Source organism: Mesorhizobium sp. 113-3-9 (genome assembly GCF_016756515.1).
In the GTDB taxonomy this organism is placed as follows: Bacteria; Pseudomonadota; Alphaproteobacteria; order Rhizobiales; family Rhizobiaceae; genus Mesorhizobium.
On record NZ_AP023246.1, the window covers coordinates 1,515,237 to 1,533,215 of the forward strand.

The 17,979-nt window shown below is 64.3% G+C and carries 18 protein-coding genes; 8 read left to right on the top strand and 10 right to left on the bottom strand.

The features are described from left to right. The first annotated feature begins 160 nt into the window (after nucleotides 1–160). The 3 genes from thiP to MesoLj_RS07335 all read left to right on the top strand — a co-directional run bounded on the left by thiP (nucleotide 161) and on the right by MesoLj_RS07335 (nucleotide 4,275). On the top strand, nucleotides 161–1,777 hold the full coding sequence (gene thiP / locus MesoLj_RS07325; RefSeq protein ID WP_202325583.1) for a thiamine/thiamine pyrophosphate ABC transporter permease: 1,617 nt from the start codon (nucleotides 161–163) through the stop codon (nucleotides 1,775–1,777). Next, entirely contained in the window at nucleotides 1,770–2,546 is a 777-nt protein-coding gene (thiQ, locus tag MesoLj_RS07330) for a thiamine ABC transporter ATP-binding protein (protein WP_202325584.1), read from the top strand. Before thiP ends, thiQ begins: the two co-directional genes overlap by 8 nt. Nucleotides 2,547–2,805: 259 nt before the next feature. After that, the gene (locus MesoLj_RS07335; protein WP_202325585.1) at nucleotides 2,806–4,275 is read left to right on the top strand and encodes a M48 family metalloprotease; all 1,470 of its coding nucleotides are present in this window, start codon (nucleotides 2,806–2,808) and stop codon (nucleotides 4,273–4,275) included. A 155-nt stretch (nucleotides 4,276–4,430) separates the two neighbouring features. Here MesoLj_RS07335 and MesoLj_RS07340 read toward each other — a convergent pair whose 3' ends face one another. Together MesoLj_RS07340 and MesoLj_RS07345 are read right to left on the bottom strand one after the other, a co-directional pair. Next, on the bottom strand, nucleotides 4,431–5,294 hold the full coding sequence (locus MesoLj_RS07340) for an RNA polymerase factor sigma-32 (protein ID WP_140777102.1): 864 nt from the start codon (nucleotides 5,292–5,294) through the stop codon (nucleotides 4,431–4,433). After that, entirely contained in the window at nucleotides 5,291–5,554 is a 264-nt protein-coding gene (locus tag MesoLj_RS07345) for a hypothetical protein (protein ID WP_202325586.1), read from the bottom strand. The genes MesoLj_RS07340 and MesoLj_RS07345 overlap by 4 nt, the downstream gene beginning before the upstream one ends. A 61-nt stretch (nucleotides 5,555–5,615) precedes the next feature. Here MesoLj_RS07345 and MesoLj_RS07350 point away from each other — a divergent pair, with 61 nt between their 5' ends. The 3 genes from MesoLj_RS07350 to MesoLj_RS07360 all read left to right on the top strand — a co-directional run bounded on the left by MesoLj_RS07350 (nucleotide 5,616) and on the right by MesoLj_RS07360 (nucleotide 7,970). Then, nucleotides 5,616–6,389: an amino acid ABC transporter substrate-binding protein gene (locus tag MesoLj_RS07350; protein ID WP_140777098.1), complete on the top strand. Its 774-nt coding sequence runs from the start codon at nucleotides 5,616–5,618 to the stop codon at nucleotides 6,387–6,389. A gap of 136 nt (nucleotides 6,390–6,525) precedes the next feature. Beyond that, a complete protein-coding gene (locus MesoLj_RS07355; RefSeq protein ID WP_202325587.1) occupies nucleotides 6,526–7,206 on the top strand; it encodes an amino acid ABC transporter permease in 681 nt (226 codons plus the stop codon). Continuing rightward, entirely contained in the window at nucleotides 7,203–7,970 is a 768-nt protein-coding gene (locus MesoLj_RS07360; protein WP_140777094.1) for an amino acid ABC transporter ATP-binding protein, read from the top strand. The genes MesoLj_RS07355 and MesoLj_RS07360 overlap by 4 nt, the downstream gene beginning before the upstream one ends. An 87-nt stretch (nucleotides 7,971–8,057) precedes the next feature. On the opposite strand, the gene MesoLj_RS07365 is transcribed toward MesoLj_RS07360, so the two are convergent. The 6 genes from MesoLj_RS07365 to MesoLj_RS07390 all read right to left on the bottom strand — a co-directional run bounded on the left by MesoLj_RS07365 (nucleotide 8,058) and on the right by MesoLj_RS07390 (nucleotide 16,103). Continuing rightward, nucleotides 8,058–8,639 carry a CarD family transcriptional regulator gene (locus tag MesoLj_RS07365; protein WP_010911999.1) on the bottom strand — a complete coding sequence of 194 codons (582 nt, stop codon included), beginning with the start codon at nucleotides 8,637–8,639 and terminating at the stop codon, nucleotides 8,058–8,060. 370 nt (nucleotides 8,640–9,009) lie between these two features. Continuing rightward, nucleotides 9,010–9,348 (bottom strand): ferredoxin FdxA, encoded by a 339-nt coding sequence (fdxA, locus tag MesoLj_RS07370; RefSeq protein WP_008873823.1) that lies wholly within the window; start codon nucleotides 9,346–9,348, stop codon nucleotides 9,010–9,012. A gap of 248 nt (nucleotides 9,349–9,596) precedes the next feature. Continuing rightward, complete coding sequence (locus MesoLj_RS07375) at nucleotides 9,597–9,983, bottom strand: RNA-binding S4 domain-containing protein (RefSeq protein WP_202325588.1); 387 nt, start codon at nucleotides 9,981–9,983, stop codon at nucleotides 9,597–9,599. Between the two features lie 15 nt (nucleotides 9,984–9,998). Then, nucleotides 9,999–13,397 carry a helicase-related protein gene (locus tag MesoLj_RS07380; RefSeq protein WP_202325589.1) on the bottom strand — a complete coding sequence of 1,133 codons (3,399 nt, stop codon included), beginning with the start codon at nucleotides 13,395–13,397 and terminating at the stop codon, nucleotides 9,999–10,001. A gap of 710 nt (nucleotides 13,398–14,107) precedes the next feature. After that, nucleotides 14,108–14,833 carry an acetoacetyl-CoA reductase gene (phbB, locus tag MesoLj_RS07385; RefSeq protein ID WP_140777088.1) on the bottom strand — a complete coding sequence of 242 codons (726 nt, stop codon included), beginning with the start codon at nucleotides 14,831–14,833 and terminating at the stop codon, nucleotides 14,108–14,110. 91 nt (nucleotides 14,834–14,924) lie between these two features. After that, nucleotides 14,925–16,103: an acetyl-CoA C-acetyltransferase gene (locus MesoLj_RS07390; protein WP_202325590.1), complete on the bottom strand. Its 1,179-nt coding sequence runs from the start codon at nucleotides 16,101–16,103 to the stop codon at nucleotides 14,925–14,927. An 86-nt stretch (nucleotides 16,104–16,189) separates the two neighbouring features. Between MesoLj_RS07390 and MesoLj_RS36605 the strand changes: the two genes are divergently transcribed. Next, nucleotides 16,190–16,318 (top strand): hypothetical protein, encoded by a 129-nt coding sequence (locus tag MesoLj_RS36605; RefSeq protein ID WP_274609147.1) that lies wholly within the window; start codon nucleotides 16,190–16,192, stop codon nucleotides 16,316–16,318. Between the two features lie 81 nt (nucleotides 16,319–16,399). Next, nucleotides 16,400–17,011, top strand: coding sequence for a polyhydroxyalkanoate synthesis repressor PhaR (gene phaR, locus MesoLj_RS07395; protein WP_202325591.1), 612 nt, complete (start codon nucleotides 16,400–16,402; stop codon nucleotides 17,009–17,011). 39 nt (nucleotides 17,012–17,050) lie between these two features. Here phaR and MesoLj_RS07400 read toward each other — a convergent pair whose 3' ends face one another. Both MesoLj_RS07400 and MesoLj_RS07405 read right to left on the bottom strand, forming a co-directional pair. After that, a complete protein-coding gene (locus tag MesoLj_RS07400) occupies nucleotides 17,051–17,533 on the bottom strand; it encodes a GNAT family N-acetyltransferase (RefSeq protein ID WP_202325592.1) in 483 nt (160 codons plus the stop codon). Continuing rightward, nucleotides 17,530–17,949, bottom strand: coding sequence for a rhodanese-like domain-containing protein (locus MesoLj_RS07405; protein WP_140777080.1), 420 nt, complete (start codon nucleotides 17,947–17,949; stop codon nucleotides 17,530–17,532). Before MesoLj_RS07405 ends, MesoLj_RS07400 begins: the two co-directional genes overlap by 4 nt. Nucleotides 17,950–17,979 lie beyond the last annotated feature (30 nt).

Consider the following 17,979-nt stretch of genomic DNA (forward strand, 5'->3'; position numbering starts at 1 on the left):
AGATCGGATGCTATCGGTGATTTCGCCAATCGCCGACGCGGCGGGTATGAGCGAGGCGCGGAAACTGCCTATCTCCCCCCTCGTGGGGGAGATGTCCGGCAGGACAGAGGGGGGCGCGAAGGAACGCGACGCTCGCTAGAGGCATTCTGGGCGATCCAGCGTGCAACGCGCTGACTCCCGCATCACCGCCGGCATCATCGCGCTCGCCGCGATCACGCTGCTGATCGGTGGCGCGTTTGCCGGCTTGCTCATCGAAGGCGCCCATGATTTCTCGGGCGCCTGGGCGGCCTTCGATCCCTATCTCCTTCGCGTCGTGCGCTTCACGCTCTGGCAGGCAATCCTTTCGACGCTGCTTTCGGTCATTCCGGCACTCTTCGTCGCACGCGCCCTGTCGCGGCATCCGCGCTTCTTTGGCCGCGCCTTCATCCTGCAGCTCTTTGCCGTGCCGCTGGCGCTGCCGGCGATCGTCGCGGCGCTCGGCATCCTGGCGCTCTACGGTCGCGCCGGCTACTTCGCCGGGCTGTTCAGCGCGATTGGCGGCAGGGGCTGGCCTGGCATTTACGGCCTGTCCGGCATTCTCGTCGCCCATGTCTTTTTCAATCTACCGCTCAGCGTGCGACTGTTGCTCGAGGCGCTGCAGACCATTCCCGCCGACCAGTGGCGGCTGGCGAGCCAGCTCGGCATGGGCGCGCGGCCGGCGTTCCGGCTGATCGAATGGCCGACGTTGCGCGCGGCTCTGCCTGGCGTCGCCGGGCTGGTCTTCATGCTCTGCATCACCTCCTTCACCATCGTGCTGACACTCGGCGGCGGGCCGGCCGCCACGACGCTGGAGGTCGGCATCTATCAGGCGCTGCGCTTCGATTTCGATCCCGCGCGCGCGGTCGCCCTGACATTGCTGCAGATCGCCTTGACGTTCATCGTGGTCCTGGCGCTGACGCGGCTTGGCGCCAATGTGGTCGGCGACACCAACCTGCCGGTCGCGCCGCGCCGCTATCTCTCCGTCAACGGGACCGAGGCGTCGCTCAACGCCGTGCTCATCGTGTTGGCACTGCTGTTCGTTGTCGGGCCGATGGCTGCGACCGTGGTCGCCGGTTTGGGCGCCGATCTCGGCCGGCTCGCCGGCGAGGCCACCGTCCGGCAAGCAACGCTGACCAGCGCCGTGCTCGCCTTCCTGTCGGCGCTGCTTTCGGTGATGCTGTCGCTGGCGCTCACCATGGCGCGGCGAGCGCTGGCGCTGGGCCGCCGTGCCGGGCCAAGGACATTGCTTGAGCATGCAACCGACACCGGCGCGGGGTTCGTCCTGGTCGTGCCGCCCATCGTCATCGGCGCCGGCTGGTTCCTGTTGCTGCGCCATGCCGGCGATGTCTTCGCCATCGCCCCGGTGATGGTTGTCACCGTCAATGCTGTCATGGCGATGCCGTTCGCGCTGCGCGCCGTCCGTCCCGCCTATGACGCGGCGAGCGAGCGTCACGAACGGCTCTGCGCACAGCTTGGTATTGCCGGCTGGGCGAGGCTGCGGCTGGTCGACTGGCCATCACTGCGGCGCCCGCTCGCCACCGCTTTTGCTTTCGCCATGGCGCTGTCGCTCGGCGATCTCGGCGTGATCGCGCTGTTCGGCAGTGATTCCGTGCAGACCTTGCCCTACCTTCTCCTGGCGCGCATGGGCAGCTACCGCACCGAGGACGCCGCCGGCCTGGCGCTGTTGCTTGGCCTCGTCTGCCTCGCATTGGTGTTGGCCGCGGATTGGCTCGGCAGGGAAAAGGTCGGCAATGTCTGATGGGGCGATGGACAGGAAGGGCGTTCCGGTGCGGCTGGACGAGGTTTCGTTCAGCTATGGCGAGGCCCCGCTCGTCTTCGATGTCGCGTTTGCCGCGGCGGAAATCACTGCCATCATGGGGCCGAGCGGTTCGGGCAAGTCGACGCTGCTCAACCTCATCGCCGGGTTCGAGACGCCATTGTCGGGCCGCGTGCTGATTGGCGGGGCCGATGTCGGCGCCGCGCCACCGGCCCAACGGCCAGTGTCGATGGTGTTCCAGGAAAACAACCTTTTCGCCCATCTTTCCGTCGAGCAGAATGTCGGGCTCGGGCGCTCGCCATCGCTGCGGCTGACCGAAGCGGACCGTGCTGATATCGCCAGGGCGCTTGCCCGCACAGGCCTTGCTGGCAAGGAAAAACGCTTGCCGCGCGAACTCTCCGGCGGCGAGCGCCAGCGTGTTGCCCTGGCCCGCGTGCTGGTGCGCGATCGCCCGGTGCTTCTGCTCGACGAACCCTTCGCTTCGCTGGGGCCAGCCCTGCGCGACGACATGCTCGATCTGGTTGCCGGCGTGCATGCGGAGCGCGGCATGACGGTACTGTTCGTCACGCACCAGCCGGAGGACGCCCGCCGAATCAGCCAGAATGTGGTGTTTCTGGACAATGGCACCGTGGCGGCCACCGGCAGCGCGGACGATTTCTTTGCCGGGGCTGGTCCCGACGCCTTCCGGCGCTATATCGGTGCCAGTGCCGGGAATGCCGTATCACGAGATATTGCCCGGAAGCGGACATAATTTACGGTCAAACCGGCCTCAGGCGATGGGGCGCTTGCTTGCCATGGCAGAAGTAGTGTGGCTAGGTCCGCCCTACTGGTCCGGCACAAGCCGTGATTTGCCTACAGCATCCGCCGCACGCCCCGAGGGACGCGCGACGGATGCTGTAGAAGTTTGTTTTTTGCGCATGACAGGTTCCGGAGATCGCCCCCGATTTTCGTGGTCATGCGCCGGGACCTGAAAGGAAGCCGTTCTGGCGATCGGCGTTGACAAGCTGCGAATGAATCCACTGGCGCGCTTTCTGGCGCTGGCCGGCTTTGCCGTGGCGCTTGCAAGCTGCCAGATGTTCACGCCTCCGGAGGTCCAGGAATCCGGCTTTCAGCCGTCCGACAAGCCGATCACGGTCGACAATGTCGCCGCCAACAACAAACTCGCGGAACTCGCCAAGGCGCAGCATCCGCGCATCCTGGCCACCTATGGCGGCGAGTATTCCGATCCCAAGCTCGAGCGCATGGTCGCCAAGGTGGTCGGCAACCTTACCGTTGTGTCGGCGAATCCGACCCAGACCTACCGCATCACCATCCTCAACTCGCCCAACGTCAACGCCTTCGCGCTGCCGGGCGGCTATCTCTACATCACGCGCGGGCTGCTGGCGCTTGCCAATGATTCGTCCGAGCTCGCCGCCGTCATCGCGCATGAGATGGGTCACGTCACCGCCAATCACGGCCTGCAGCGCCAGCAACTCGAGGCCGAGGAAGGCCTGGCGACCAAGGTGGTCTCGGATGTGCTGGGTGACAGCCCGACCGCCAAGGCGGCACTGATCCGCGGCAAGCTCAGGCTGGCGCAGTTCTCGCGCAACCAGGAGCTGGAGGCCGACGCCATCGGCATCAAGTCGATCGGTGAAGCCGGCTATGATCCCTATGCCGCCGGCCGCTTCCTGCAGTCGATGTCGGCCTATACCGATTTCCGGTCGATCAGCGGTGCCACCGATGCCAGCCTGGACTTCCTGGCCACGCATCCCAACACGCCGCAGCGCATCGACCTGGCGCAGCGCCATGCCCGCCAGTTCGGCGCACCCGGCTTCGGCACGCGCGACCGCGATTCCTTCCTCGCCGGCATAGATGGCCTGCTCTACGGCGATACGCCGGAGGAAGGCTATGTGCGCGGCGAGACCTTCCTGCATCCGGGGCTTGGCGTGTCGTTCACGGTGCCGGACGGTTTCATCATCGACAATTCGGCGGCGGCGGTGACGGCGACCGGCCCGGGCGACATCGCGATCCGCTTCGACGGCGTTTCGATCGACAAGAACCGCGCCTTGACCGACTATATCAGAAGCGGCTGGGTGGCTGGCCTCGTCGACAGCACGGTCAAGCAGGAAACCATCAACGGCAACGAGGCGGCGACCGCGCATGCCGGCGCCGAAGGCTGGCAGTTCGACATCGCGGTGATCCGCGCCGGCGGCCAGGTCTACCGGCTGCTGACCGCGGCACCCTCGGCCAGCACCTCGCTGGATTCTGTCGCGCGTTCGGTCAGCGGCTCATTCCGTATCCTGAGCGCCGCGGAGAAGGCGGCCTTGAAACCGCTGCATATCCGCGTGCTCACAGTGCAGCCGGGCCAGACCATGGGCACGCTCGCCGCGCAGATGGTCGGCGTCGACCGCAAGCTCGACCTGTTCCGGGTGCTCAATGCGCTGTCGCCGGGGGCCGCGGTTTCGGCCGGCGACAAGGTCAAGATCGTCACCGACAAGTAAGAGCACGCTGCAAACTCACTTCGCTGCACGCCTGCCGCGATTTTCTATGCTTCCGGTGCTCATGGAGTCCACTCCGCTCCGGTTCTTGAAATCCACGCCATTCGCCTCAGCGGAGCGAGTTTTCAACGCGCTCTTGATCCTGTGCTTTTGAGCGGTCAGGCGGCTGTCGCCAGAAACTCCGGATTCTGCTTCACCAGCGCGACCTTGAGCTTTTCCATGGCGCGCGCCTCGATCTGGCGGACGCGTTCCTTGGAAATGCCAAGCGTCTCGCCAAGCGCCTCGAGCGTGGCGCCCTCGTCGTTCAGCCGGCGCTCCTCGATGATCCTCAGTTCGCGTGCGTTGAGCGCGCGAAGTGCCTCACGCAGCCAGAGCGAGCGGCGCGCGACGTCGATCTTGTCGCCAACGATCTCGTCGGGCAGGGGATCGTCCGAGACCAGGAAGTCCATGCGCTCGGTGCCGCCTGAATCGTCGGCAAGCGGCACGTTGAGCGAGGAGTCGGGTGCCGACAGCCGCGAATCCATCATCGCCACATCCGCCTCGGAAACGCCAAGCGCGACCGAAACTTCGCGGTACAGAGTTGTGTTGGAGAGCGGTTCCGTGCCGTTCGCGAGCCTGGCGCGCAGGCGCCGCAGGTTGAAGAACAGGGCCTTTTGCGCCGAGCTGGTGCCGCCGCGCACAATCGACCAGTTGCGCAGGATGTAGTCCTGCATCGAGGCGCGGATCCACCACGTCGCATAGGTCGAAAACCGCACTTCGCGCTCCGGCTCGAAGCGGGCGGCGGCCTCGAGCAGGCCGACATGGCCTTCCTGTATCAGGTCGCCAAGCGGCAGGCCGTAGTGGCGGAATTTCGAGGCCATGGAAATGACCAGCCGCATGTGGGCGACGGTGATGCAGTGCAGCGCGTTCTGGTCGTTGTCTTCCTTCCAGAGCAAGGCCAGCCGATGTTCCTCGTCCCGTTCGAGATAGGGAGCCTTCATCGCCGCGCGGACCATGATCCGTCCTGCCATGTCTTCCATCATGAGGTGCTCCCTGGTTCAGGCGAGATGACTTGCGAACTTGGCAGGGCACCGGTTGAAATCGCGGCGTCGCGCCCTAGAACAGCCAAAACTGCCATGCGCGAGAAAGGTTCCGCCGGCGCGGGCTGGCGAGTGATGCTGTCCAGGCGATTTTTGAACCGTCGCCCGGACGCTTCGAACGCTGCTAACAATCCTTTTTTGAGAATGGGGTTTCGGAAATTCTTTGTTTTTGAAATCTGATTCCTTATTCTTTCTGTCTGCATCTGTCATTTTCCAGCCCTCACAACAGGCCGGGTTTCAGGCCAAGGACGGGATCACAAAAAGATGAAATGGCTCAAGTCGCTTATCGTCGCCGGAACGCTGCAGGCTCTGGCTGTCACCTCAGGCCATGCGGGCGCCAATCTCGATCAGATCAAGCAGGCCGGCGTCATCAAGGTAGGCACGGAAGGCACCTACGCACCCTTCACCTATCATGACGGTTCGGGCGCGCTGGTCGGCTTCGACGTCGAGATCGCCAAGGCGATCGCCGACAAGCTGGGCGTCAAGGTCGAGTTCCTCGAAGGCAAATGGGATGGGCTGATCGCCGGTCTCGACGTCAGCCGTTATGATGCCGTCATCAACGAAGTCGGCATCACCGACGCGCGCAAGGCCAAGTATGATTTCTCCGATCCCTACATCGCTTCCAAGGCGGTGCTGATCGTGCGCGGCGACAACACCGACATCAAGACTTTCGCCGACCTCAAGGGCAAGAAGTCGGCGCAGTCGCTGACTTCGAATTTCGGCAAGCTGGCCGAGAGCAACGGCGCCGAACTGGTCGGTACCGACGGCTTCGACCAGTCGATCCAGCTTCTCTTGACCGGCCGTGCCGACGCCACCATCAATGACAGCCTGTCGTTCCTCGACTTCAAGAAGCACAAGCCAGACGCCAATGTGAAGATCGCCGCGCAGGAAGAAAACGCCGATTATTCCGGCGTCATCGTGCGCAAGGGCGATCCCGAACTGGTCGCGGCCATCAACAAGGCGCTGGCCGACATCAAGGCCGACGGCACCTACAAGAAGATCGCCGACACCTATTTCGGCCAGGACGTTTCGAAGTAGTTGATTATCAGGGCCGGTTTTCGGCCTTGCAACATGCCAGCGGCGAGCCGTCTTTGACGGCCCGCCGCTTTTGTCGTGATATGGCGCCTGCATTCGCATTTCGATAACGCCGCCGCGATCATTCTGGGGGTCTTTCGTGCCGCATTGGCTGCAACTGATGCTGGAGTCGCTGCCTTCGCTGCTCTGGGCCGCTCTCATCTTCACCGTGCCGTTGACGCTGTTGTCGTTCGTCCTCGGCCTGACGGTTGGCCTCGGTGCGGCACTTGGCCGGCTGTTCGGACCAAGGCCGCTGGTCGCGGTCGTGCGCTTCTATGTCTGGATCTTCCGCGGCACGCCGCTCCTGGTGCAGCTGTTCCTGATCTTCTACGGCCTGCCGTCGGTCGGCATCCTGCTCGACGCCTTCACGGCAGCGCTGATCGGCTTCACGCTCAACATCGGCGCCTACACGTCGGAGATCATCCGCGCGGCAATCGGCTCCGTGCCGAAAGGCCAATGGGAAGCCGCCTATTCGATCGGCATGACCTGGAGCCAGGCGATGCGGCGCACCATCCTGCCGCAAGCCGGGCGCGTCGCGGTGCCGCCGCTTTCCAACACCTTCATCTCGCTGGTCAAGGACACGTCGCTGGCTGCCGCCATCACCGTGCCGGAGATGTTCCAGGCGGCGCAGCGCATCGTCGCCACCAGCTATGAGCCGCTGATCCTCTATGTCGAGGCGGCGATCCTCTATCTGGCGATGAGCTCGGTGCTGTCGGCCTTGCAGACGCGGCTGGAGGAGCGGCTCAACCGCTATGGCGGCTTCCTGGAGGCGCGCTCATGATCGGCCTCACCAATATCGAAAAGCGCTTCGGCGACAATCTGGTGCTGAAGGGCGTGACCGTCGCCATTGCGGAAGGCAGCGTCACCGCGCTGGTAGGCCCTTCGGGCGGCGGCAAGAGCACGCTGTTGCGCTGCATCAACCTGCTGGAAATCCCGACTTCGGGCACGGTGCGCATAGGTGACGAGACGCTCGAGTTCCGTCCGGGCGTCAAGGTGCCGGCGAGCGACATCAGGCGGTTGCGCCTGCAGACCGGCATGGTGTTCCAGAATTTCCAGTTGTTCCCGCATCGCACCGCGATCGAGAATGTCATGGAAGGCCTGGTCACGGTGCTGAAATGGTCGCCCGAGAAGGCCCGCGAGCGGGCGCTCGCCTTGCTAGAAAAGGTCGGGATGGCGCACAAGGCCGACGCCTGGCCGGCGACGCTGTCGGGCGGCCAGCAGCAGCGCGTGGCGATTGCCCGCGCTTTGGCGCCATCGCCGAAGGTGCTGCTGTGCGATGAGCCGACATCGGCGCTTGATCCTGAATTGGCGCAAGAGGTGGTCGACGTGCTCGGCAAGCTCGCCAGCGAAGGCACGACCATGGTGATGGCGACGCATGACCTGCGGCTTGCCTCCAAGATCGCCCAGGAGGCGGTGTTCCTCGATGCCGGCGTCATCGTCGAGAAGGGGCCGTCCGCGGTGCTGTTCGGCAACCCGGAGCGCGAACGGACCAAGCGGTTCATCGCGACGCTGAAGCAGGAGGCGGAGAGGGAAGGCGGCGGCTGAGCTTCCTACCCCTTGTGGGGAGTGTAGGTCAAAAAACAAAAAACCCGGCGCGAGGCCGGGTTTTTCAAATTCGAAGGCCAAGGAGCCTCAGGCAGCTTCTTCCTGCTCGGCTTCCTCATTGTCAGCCTTGGCGCCGCGCTTAGGGCCCTTGTTGAGGTTCACCTCGATCAGACGCACGGCTTCGGTTTCCGACATGCGGTTGACGGCCGCGATCTCGCGGGCCATGCGGTCGAGCGCGGCCTCATAGAGCTGGCGTTCGGAATAGGACTGCTCCGGCTGGTTGTCGGCGCGGTAGAGGTCGCGCACGACTTCCGAGATCGAGATCAGGTCACCCGAATTGATCTTGGCATCATATTCCTGGGCGCGGCGCGACCACATGGTGCGCTTGACGCGGGCGCGGCCCTGAACGACCTTGAGCGCGCGCTCGACATAATCCTCTTCCGACAGCTTGCGCATGCCGATGGAGGTCGCCTTGGCGACAGGCACCTTCAGGCGCATCTTGTCCTTCTGGAAGTCGATGACGAACAGTTCCAGCTTGTGACCCGCCACTTCCTGCTCGTCGATCGACACGATTTGGCCGACGCCGTGCGCCGGGTAGACGATGTACTCACCAGTCTTGAAACCGTGACGCGCTCCGGTGGACTTCTTCTGCGGGGTGATCGTTGCCATTACGCCCTGAACTCCTTGTTGTGGGCCGGCGGCGGTGCCGGCTGAACTCCTGCGATCGGGGTCACCGACCGTTAGCCGCACAACAGATGAACCCCACCGGAAAGGCCGGGACCGGCAAACCGCACGAATTGCGACCGCCTGGCCCAGATCGCTCTGGTCCGGAATGGGATTTTCACCTTTCAGTGATTTGGGGCGTCTGCGCCATAAATCGACGTTGTGTCACCGGCATGTTTCGCTGATGTAACACAAAAAGTCGGAAGAATCAAGGTTTTGCTGCGTTCGCGAAGGCCACAGCTTCGCGCCGCCTGTCAAGGCGGTTTATGCGACATGTCTCTTACGCTGCGTAATACCGACCTTTACGGCCGCATTGTCAATCGCCTTCGCCGGGCTCGGCCGAGAAGTATTTCTCGAACTTGCCGGCCTCGCCGTCGAAGGTCTTGGCGTCTGCCGGAGGCTCCTTCTTGGCGGTGATGTTGGGCCATTTCTCGGCATATTCGGTGTTGATCTGCAGCCATTTGTCGAGGCCTGGCTCGGTGTCCGGCTTGATCGCATCGGCGGGACATTCGGGCTCGCAGACGCCGCAGTCGATGCACTCGTCGGGATGAATGACGAGCATGTTCTCGCCTTCGTAGAAACAGTCGACCGGACAGACCTCGATGCAGTCCATGTATTTGCATTTGATGCAATTGTCGGTCACGACATAGGTCATCGGTCGGCTCCGGGACGCCCCAGCTTTAATGGGCCAGTTTTGTTGGGCTTTTTCCGTGAGGTAACGCCTTTGTCCGTCGCTTGCAAGGGCGGCCATGCGCGGCGGCATCGTCGTTCCCGGAATGGAATTCCAGACGGCGGGCACGGCGCAAGCCTGTCGTGTCCTCGGGAGGGCCTGTTTGCCGGGTTCGGTTTCGCCCCAGGCCGTGTCATTGCCGTAAAGCCACCATGCGGTGTTGAGCGAAGGGATCACTCTTCGCCAAGCAAGCGGTCCGTCTGTCGGCGTTCTCTCTTGGTCGGGCGACCGCTGCCGGCCTCGCGCAGCGCCGGAATCGCGTCGGGAAGGGCCTCACCCTTCGGTGCGGGCGGCGGCGACATGTCCTCATAAAGGGTGCGGGCTTCCTCCGCCGGGCCGCGCCGGACGCCGGCGCCGAGCACCTTCCAGACGAAAATGCGCCGATCCAGCGTGATGGTCAGCACGTCGCCCGGCTTGATCAGATCGGAGGCCTGCGCTGCTTTGTCGCGATTGATGCGCACGCGCCCGGCGACGACGAGCTTCGCCGCCAGCGAGCGCGATTTGACCGCGCGAGAGAAGAACAGCCATTTGTCGATGCGCTGGCGGCCTTCGGCAACCATCGAACCCTACCGAGCCTACTTCTTCAGCTGGTCGCGCAAGGCGGCGAGCTTGGCGAAGGGCGAGTCCGGATCGAAGCGCACCGGACGTTCCTCGCGCGGCTTCGGCTGGAAGGACGGCTTTGCGCCTCCCTTGCCGCGATCGGGGCCACCCTTGCCCTCGGGCCGGCCACCCTTCCAGTCGGGGCGGCCTTCGCGGCGCTCGGGACGATCGCCCTGGGGCCGACCGTCACGGCGCTGTTCGCCTTCACCCTGCGGCTTGGGCTTGAACTTCGACCGGTCGAAGCGCGGCTTGCCGGCGCCGTCACGCCGCCCTTCATGGGCGGGGCGTTCTCCCGGTGCGCCGGTCGCTTGAGCGGCGCCGGCCTCCGCCGGTGCATTGCCGCGGCCGCGCGCCTGTCCGTTGCGCTGGCGATTGTTGCGGCCTTCGTGATGGCGGGGGCGCTGCTCGAAACGGCCCTGGCGCCACAGCAGGATAGGCTTGGGCGCTTCGGCGGCGGTACCGTCAGCACTGCCTGCATCGTCGGCGCCATCACCCCCACCCGCGTCGCTTCGCGCCGCGACCTCCCCCATCGAGGGGGAGGTAAGGGCGTCGGCGCTTTCGGTGGCAGTGATGTCAGAGATGGCTTCCGCTTCTGGCTCGGCTTCTGGTTCAGCAGCCGCTTCGGCGGCAACTTCCGTAGCGGGCTCTTCCACGGCTTCGGCCGGAGCTTCCGGTTGCTCTTCCGCGACAGGCTCCACCGCCGCTTCCGCAACGGCTTCGGCCGGAGTTTCGACACCAGCCTCGGCAGTGGCCGGCTCCGAACCCTCGACCGCCGCTTCCGCGGCGGCGTCCGTTGCGGCGGCTTCGGCCGTCCTGGCCTGCTCGGCGCGCGCGGCTTCTTCCGCCGCGAGCTTGGCCGCGGCGGCTTCCCGCGCGGCGGTGTCCTGCGCCTCGAGCCGTGCCTTGACCTCCGCCGCCGGCTTCGGCTCGGCGCGATAGCCCAGGCCCTTGAGGATCTCTTCCATGTCGTCGGCGGTGGCGCCGAGGATCGACATCATTGGCGGTGTCACCATGAAGGACTGGCCGTCATAGGCGCCGTCCGGACGCTGGCCGAGGCCAGGCTTCCAGTTGGTCGCCGGACGGATCAGGTCGGCCAGCCGCTCCAGAATGTCGATGCGCACGGCGCGGCGGCCGAGATTGCGGTAGCCGGCGAGCTTGTAGAAGGCCTTGTCGAAGGCCGGATCGATGACCACCGAGGTGCGGCCGGACGCCAGCGCGTGGACCACGTCGCCAAAGCCGGGCTTGTCCTTGCCGTCATTCTTCAGCGCCCACAGCAAGGTCACCAGTCCGGCGGGTGCCGGCTTGATCAGCGCCGGGACGAAGACATGGTAGGCGCCGAAGCGCACGCCAAGCCGGCGAAGCGCCGCGCGACCTTCCTGGTCGAGCGACTTCATCTCCTCGGCGATGTCGCGGCGGTTGATGAGGCCGAAATTCTCGACCAGCTGGAAGGCGATACCACGGCCGATGCCGGAAATCTGGTCGGCGTTCTTCAGGTCGACCAGTGGCTTGAGCAGCGACTCGATCTGGAAATTGACGAAACGTTCGGCGCGCGCGGCGACCTTGTCGCGCGCCGGGCCGGTCAGCTGTTCGTCGGCCAGCAGCACGAGGCGCGGCTTCAGCGCGTCCTCGCCGGAGACCAGCGTGCCGATCGGCGCGCCGATCCAGCGCAGCGTGCCGTCCGAGCCAAGTGCCAGGTCGCCATTGGCGCAGGCGCCAAAACGGTCGGCGCGCGCCTCGAACTCGGCGGCCAGCGCCTTTTGCGCGGCGGTGCGCACGGCCTTGGCGTCTTCGCCGCCGGCGGTCTGGTCGGCGGTGAAGCGGAACCCTTGCAACTCGCCGACATGATGGCCTTCGACAAGGACGGTTCCGGTAGGGCTAATTTCGGCTTCAGGCATGGTATTTTCTCTAAGGCGCCGCATGAGGACGGAAGTCCTGCGGTCTACGAAGCGTTTCGTCAACCGCTCATGCAGCGCATCCGACAATCTGTCTTCGATTTCGCGCGTCTTTTCCTGCCAGTGTGCCTGATCGGCCAGCCAGCCGGGCCGGTTCGACACGAATGTCCAGGTGCGGATCTGGGCAATGCGGTGCGACAGCGTGTCGATGTCGCCCTCGGTGGTGTCGGCGCGGCGCACCTGCTCGGCCATGTAATTCTCGTCGACATGGCCTCGCTTGGCGAGGTCCATATAGATCGACGCGATGAGGTCGGCATGTTGCGCCGGGGCGATCTTGCGGTAGTCGGGCAGCGCGCAGGCTTCCCACAACAGCGCCACGCGTTTGGCGTCGGTCGCCAGCGCGCGGATATCCTCGTCGCGGGAAAGATATTCGAGCGCTTGCGCGTCGACCGCCGGCAGCGCCCGCGTCAAGCCCTCCACCGGAGCGTTGGTCTCGATCGAGCGCTTCAGCGCATCGAGGCTGGCGAAGTCGAAATGAGCGGTGCGCCACTGCAGCACCTTCACCGGATCGAAGTCATGGCCTTCGATCTTCTTGACCAGTTCCTCGTCGAGCGGATCGACCTGGCCGGTGACGCCGAAAGTGCCGTCGCGCAGATGCCGGCCGGCGCGGCCGGCGATCTGGCCGAGCTCGGCCGCCGTCAGGTTGCGGTACTGGTAGCCGTCGAACTTACGGTTCTGGGCGAAGGCGACATGGTCGAGATCGAGGTTGAGGCCCATGCCGATGGCATCGGTGGCGACGAGATAGTCGACATCACCCGATTGGAACAATGCCACCTGGGCGTTACGGGTGCGCGGCGAGAGCGCGCCGAGAACGACGGCGGCACCACCTTGCTGGCGGCGGATCAGCTCGGCGATGGCGTAGACCTCGTCGGCGGAGAAGGCGACGATGGCGGTGCGGCGCGGCAGGCGCGTCAGCTTCTTCGAGCCCGCATAGGCAAGATGCGACAGCCTTGGCCGCGTCACCACCGAAACGCCCTTCAGCAAGCGCTGCAGGATGCCATGCATGGTGGCGGCACCGAGCAGCAGCGTTTCCTGGCGGCCGCGAAGATGCAGGATGCGGTCGGTGAAGATGTGGCCGCGCTCAAGGTCGCCGGCGAGCTGCACCTCGTCGATGGCGACGAAGGCGGCGTCGGTCTCGCGCGGCATGGCCTCGACCGTGCAGACCGAATATCTGGCGCCTGGCGGCTGGATCTTCTCCTCGCCGGTGATCAGCGCGACTTTATGGGCGCCGACCTTTTCGCAGACGCGCGTGTAGACTTCCCGCGCCAGCAACCTGAGCGGCAGCCCGATGACACCTGTTTCATGCGCCACCATGCGCTCGATGGCGAGGTGGGTCTTGCCGGTGTTGGTCGGACCAAGCACGGCGGTCACGTCGCGGCCCGACAGGATCAGCGGCTCGGTATGTTTCGGCTGGATGTTCATCGGCTCGGAAATAAGGCTTTCTGGCCTCTCATTGTCGGGAGCGTGCCTCAACTGGCGCGTATGACAGGCGACACATAGGGATTTCGGGCGCGAAGCGAAAGCGGAATGTTCCGTGGGCGGTTCGAAGGCCTCTTTGTCCAGCGCTAAATTGGCTGTCGCTTAACTGACGGAACGAGTCTGGAACGAATCGGCGACGAATCGGTGACTCGACCAGATTCAGCTTTTGTTCACGGCTATATGTGGATTTCGTGACCGTGACTCTCACCACATGCTGAATCCATGAACTGGCCCGTTTTATGCTAGGCGAGCTCAGCCGTTAAGCTTTGCCGGGAAACGACGCCGGCGGCACGATGCCGATCACTCAAGATTATGAAATTGTTAATCTTTCTGAATTTGGTGTTAAGGAACTACGGGCGATTCAGGCCTATTAACGTTAACTTGCGCTCAAAGCCGGAACGAATCGGCGACAAAACAGCGCCGGCGGCATTTTCCCCTTTTGTTCCCCCAATATCTTGTGTTGTGAACAGCTTATCCACCGACAATCCACAGGCTTGACCACAGGGTTCCGCACAGGCGGCGCTGCCGCCATTAACTCTTGCGTGCCGGATTGGGGCATTGCGCCGCGGCGGGGATTTTTTCGCTTCCAAGGCATCAACGAAAACGGACCGGTTTCCCGGTCCGTTCGTTACAGTCTGAAGCCGTTGTACGTTTCAGGCGAAGTATTGGCCGCCATTGGCGGTGAGGGTCGAGCCGGTGATGAAGCCGGCATCCTCGGAAGCGAGGAAGACGACGCAGCGCGCGATCTCTTCCGGTTCGCCAAGGCGGCCGACCGGGATCTGCGGCAGGATGCGCTCGTTGAGCACCTTCTCATCGATCGCCTTGACCATCTCGGTGGCGATGTAGCCGGGACAGATGACGTTGACGGTGATGCCGGCGCGGGCACCCTCCTGGGCGAGGGCCTTGGTGAAGCCGATGTCGCCGGCCTTGGCGGCGGAATAGTTGACCTGGCCGGCCTGGCCCTTCTGGCCGTTGATCGAGGAGATGGTGATGACGCGGCCGAACTTGCGGTCGCGCATGCCGCCCCACAGCGGGTGCGTCATGTTGAAGACGCCGGAAAGATTGGTGTCGATGACCTCTTTCCACTGCTCACGGGTCAATTTGTGGAACATGGCATCGCGGGTGATGCCGGCATTGTTGACCAGCACCGAGACCGGGCCGAGGTCGGCCTCGACTCGGCTGATGCCGGCGGCGCAAGCGTCATAGTCGGCGACCGACCATTTGTAGACCGGAATGCCGGTCTCGGCCTTGAATTTCGCTGCCGCCTCGTCGTTGCCGGCGTAGTTGGCCGCGACCGAATAGCCGGCGTTCTTCAAGGCGATCGAGATCGCCGCGCCGATGCCGCGCGATCCGCCCGTGACGATTGCAACCTTGGTCATGCATTTCCCCTTTTTGATATCGCCCTGTTGTCGGGCTTGGCAGGCACTGGATATGAAACGGGCGGCCTGCGCCGCCCGTTCAGTATTTTCTTCAGAGGGCTTCCACGCACAGGGCGACGCCCATGCCGCCGCCGATGCACAGGGTGGCGAGGCCTTTCTTGGCGCCGCGACGACGCATCTCGTGGACCAGCGTGTTGAAGATGCGGGCGCCCGAGGCGCCGATCGGGTGACCGATGGCGATGGCGCCGCCATTGACGTTGACGATCGAGGGATCCCAGCCCATGTCCTTGTTGACCGCACAGGCCTGCGCGGCGAAAGCCTCGTTGGCTTCGACAAGGTCGAGATCGCCAACCGACCAGCCGGCCTTTTCCAAAGCCTTGCGCGAGGCGGGAATGGGGCCGGTGCCCATGATCGCCGGATCGACGCCGGCGGTCGCCCAGGACGCGATGCGCGCCAGCGGGGTGATGCCGCGCCTTGCGGCTTCCGCTTCGCTCATCAGCAGCGCACCGGCAGCACCGTCATTGATGCCGGAGGCGTTGGCTGCGGTCACGGTGCCGTCCTTGTCGAAGGCCGGCTTCAGCTTGGTCATGGCGTCCAGCGTCGCGCCATGGCGGATGTATTCGTCCTGGTCGACAATGGTGTCGCCCTTCTTGCCCTTGATGGTGAAGGCGACGATCTCGTCCTTGAACTTGCCCGCCTTCTGCGCCGCCTCGGCCTTGTTCTGCGAGGCCAGCGCGAACTGGTCCTGGTCATCACGGGTGATCTGGAACTGGCGGGCGACGTTTTCGGCGGTGTTGCCCATGTGGTAGCCGTTGAAGGCATCCCACAGCCCGTCCTTGATCATGGTGTCGATCATCTTGTAGTCGCCCATCTTGACGCCGGCGCGCAGATGCTGCGCGTGCGGCGACAGCGACATCGATTCCTGGCCGCCGGCGATGATCACCTTGGCGTCACCGGTGGCGATCTGCTGCATGCCGAGTGCAATGGCGCGCAGGCCCGAACCGCAAACCTGGTTGAGGCCCCAGGCGGTGGTCTCCTTGGGCAGGCCGGCAATGATCGAAGCCTGGCGGGCCGGGTTCTGGCCCTGGGCCGCGGTCAGCACCTGGCCGAGGATGACCTCGTCGACCTCTGCCGCTTCGACCCCGGCGCGCGACAAAAGTTCCCTGATGACGACCGCGCCGAGCTCATGTGCCGGCGTGGCGGCGAACGCGCCGTTGAAGGAGCCGACGGCCGTGCGCGCGGCGCTGGCGATGACGATGGAATCGGACATTTTCTTCTCCAGACTTCAAGGATGTTGTTCTGTCGTTGAGGACTTTTCTTGCCCTTTCCCAACCCCAAGTCAAACCGGAAATCGGCATGGCGCCCATGCACGCCAAGCAGGTCACGCGCCGCCATGCCTTCGGGCTGGCCGCTGCTGCGCAGCATATTTTGCCTGCTATGCAGCATTATATGATCCCGCACTGCACAAACTGCTTGGAATTATGAGGCTTTTGCGCATATCCTCAAAAAGGGCGCAATCGTTACCGGCCGCTTACTCAGGCGCGCCGGTGTCCGGGGAGGATGCAGATGGCCGCAAAAGACGACCCGATCATTATCAAGAAATACGCCAATCGCCGCCTCTATAATACGGGGACGAGCACCTATGTGACGCTCGAGGATCTGGCCGAGATGGTCAAGAAGGGCGAGGAGTTCACCGTCCAGGACGCCAAGACCGGCGACGACATCACGCATCCGGTGCTGACCCAGATCATCTTCGAGCTGGAGAACAAGGATGGGCAGAACATGCTGCCGATTCCGTTCCTGCGCCAGCTGATCGCCTTCTATGGCGACCAGATGCAGATGATCGTGCCGAGCTTCCTCGAACAGTCGATGATCGCCTTCTCCAAGGAGCAGGAGCGCTTTCGCGAGCAGATGAAGGGCGCGATCGGCAAGTCGCCGCTGGACGTGATGAAGATGGCGACGCCGATCAAGGCGCTGGAAGAACAGACGCGCCGCAACATGGAGATGTTCCAGAACGCGATGCGGCTGTTCACGCCTTTTCCACCCCCGGGTTCGGCGCCGGCCGCAGCCCCCGCCGAGCCGGCCAGGAAGGACGCGCCGGCGGAGAAGTCCGACGATCTGCAGCAGCTGAAGGATCAGATCGCGGCCATGCAGCGCAAGCTCGATACGATGTCGTAGACCGGCAGCCGGTCGGGCGCAGCCCAACCCGGCCGTGCCTTATCCGTCGATGGTCAGCTTCCACAATTCCCAGATGTCGTCGGCCCGCCCGTCAAGCGAGCGATAGAAAGCCTTGGCCGGCATGTTGGAGTGCAGCACCGTCCACTTGATGGCGGATGCGCCGATGCTGGTGGCATGGTCTCGGAGCCGTTCCAGAAGGGCGTGGCCGACCGACATGCCGCGCGCAGCCTCAGCCACGTAGAGTTCCTTCAGCACCACGACTGGCTTCAGATCGTAGGTCCAGGGGATGAGATAGTGGACGGCGATGCCGACGATTGCGCCATCGACTTCCGCAACGAACACGCCGAAGCGGGGCGATGGTCCCAGCCCATGGTCGACGATGTCGGCCTCGGTGACGCGGAATTTGTCGTCATAGCCCTCGAAGACGGCGAGCGCCCGCATAAGGACGAGCACCGCGCCGACATCCCGCCGCTCGAACGGACGGACGACCGCTTTGCGCGCCGGGCTCGGAGTTGGGGTCATGACCTCAGCGTGCCAGGCGCCTTGCCCGAGGCGAAAGGAAGTTCTTCATCCTGCCAGCCTGTCATGCCACCGATCATGATCTTGACCGGCAGGCCGAGGCTGGCCAGTTTGAAGGCCGCCTGATCCGCGCCATTGCAATGCGGCCCGGCGCAATAGACGACGAACAGCGTGCCTGCCGGCCATTCCGCCATTCGCTCGGCCGAGATCTCGCGGTGCGGCAGGTGCAGCGCGCCAGGCACATGGCGGCGCTCATAGGCATCAGGCGAACCGACCACATGCAGAAGGACAAAGTCCGGGCCACCGGCGCGCAGGGCTGCTGCAACGTCGGAGCAGTCGGTCTCGACCGAAAGCCGACGCAGGAAATGGTCGCGCGCAATCTCCGGCGATGCCGCCGGAATGTCTGTCACGAGGCTCATCAAGGGTCTCCATCTCAGATGGAGCTGGTC

Coding starts and splice junctions, on each gene's coding strand:
- MesoLj_RS07360 (WP_140777094.1), top strand. CDS start 7,203: ATGATCGGCCTCACCAATATCGAAAAGCGCTTCGGCGACAATCTGGTG.
- thiQ (WP_202325584.1), top strand. CDS start 1,770: ATGTCTGATGGGGCGATGGACAGGAAGGGCGTTCCGGTGCGGCTGGAC.
- MesoLj_RS07350 (WP_140777098.1), top strand. CDS start 5,616: ATGAAATGGCTCAAGTCGCTTATCGTCGCCGGAACGCTGCAGGCTCTG.
- MesoLj_RS07405 (WP_140777080.1), bottom strand. CDS start 17,949: ATGAGCCTCGTGACAGACATTCCGGCGGCATCGCCGGAGATTGCGCGC.
- MesoLj_RS07380 (WP_202325589.1), bottom strand. CDS start 13,397: ATGAACATCCAGCCGAAACATACCGAGCCGCTGATCCTGTCGGGCCGC.
- MesoLj_RS07335 (WP_202325585.1), top strand. CDS start 2,806: ATGAATCCACTGGCGCGCTTTCTGGCGCTGGCCGGCTTTGCCGTGGCG.
- MesoLj_RS36605 (WP_274609147.1), top strand. CDS start 16,190: ATGGCGCCCATGCACGCCAAGCAGGTCACGCGCCGCCATGCCTTCGGG.
- MesoLj_RS07375 (WP_202325588.1), bottom strand. CDS start 9,983: ATGGTTGCCGAAGGCCGCCAGCGCATCGACAAATGGCTGTTCTTCTCT.
- MesoLj_RS07365 (WP_010911999.1), bottom strand. CDS start 8,639: ATGGCAACGATCACCCCGCAGAAGAAGTCCACCGGAGCGCGTCACGGT.
- MesoLj_RS07345 (WP_202325586.1), bottom strand. CDS start 5,554: ATGCAGACAGAAAGAATAAGGAATCAGATTTCAAAAACAAAGAATTTC.
- MesoLj_RS07340 (WP_140777102.1), bottom strand. CDS start 5,294: ATGATGGAAGACATGGCAGGACGGATCATGGTCCGCGCGGCGATGAAG.
- phbB (WP_140777088.1), bottom strand. CDS start 14,833: ATGACCAAGGTTGCAATCGTCACGGGCGGATCGCGCGGCATCGGCGCG.
- MesoLj_RS07390 (WP_202325590.1), bottom strand. CDS start 16,103: ATGTCCGATTCCATCGTCATCGCCAGCGCCGCGCGCACGGCCGTCGGC.
- MesoLj_RS07400 (WP_202325592.1), bottom strand. CDS start 17,533: ATGACCCCAACTCCGAGCCCGGCGCGCAAAGCGGTCGTCCGTCCGTTC.
- phaR (WP_202325591.1), top strand. CDS start 16,400: ATGGCCGCAAAAGACGACCCGATCATTATCAAGAAATACGCCAATCGC.
- fdxA (WP_008873823.1), bottom strand. CDS start 9,348: ATGACCTATGTCGTGACCGACAATTGCATCAAATGCAAATACATGGAC.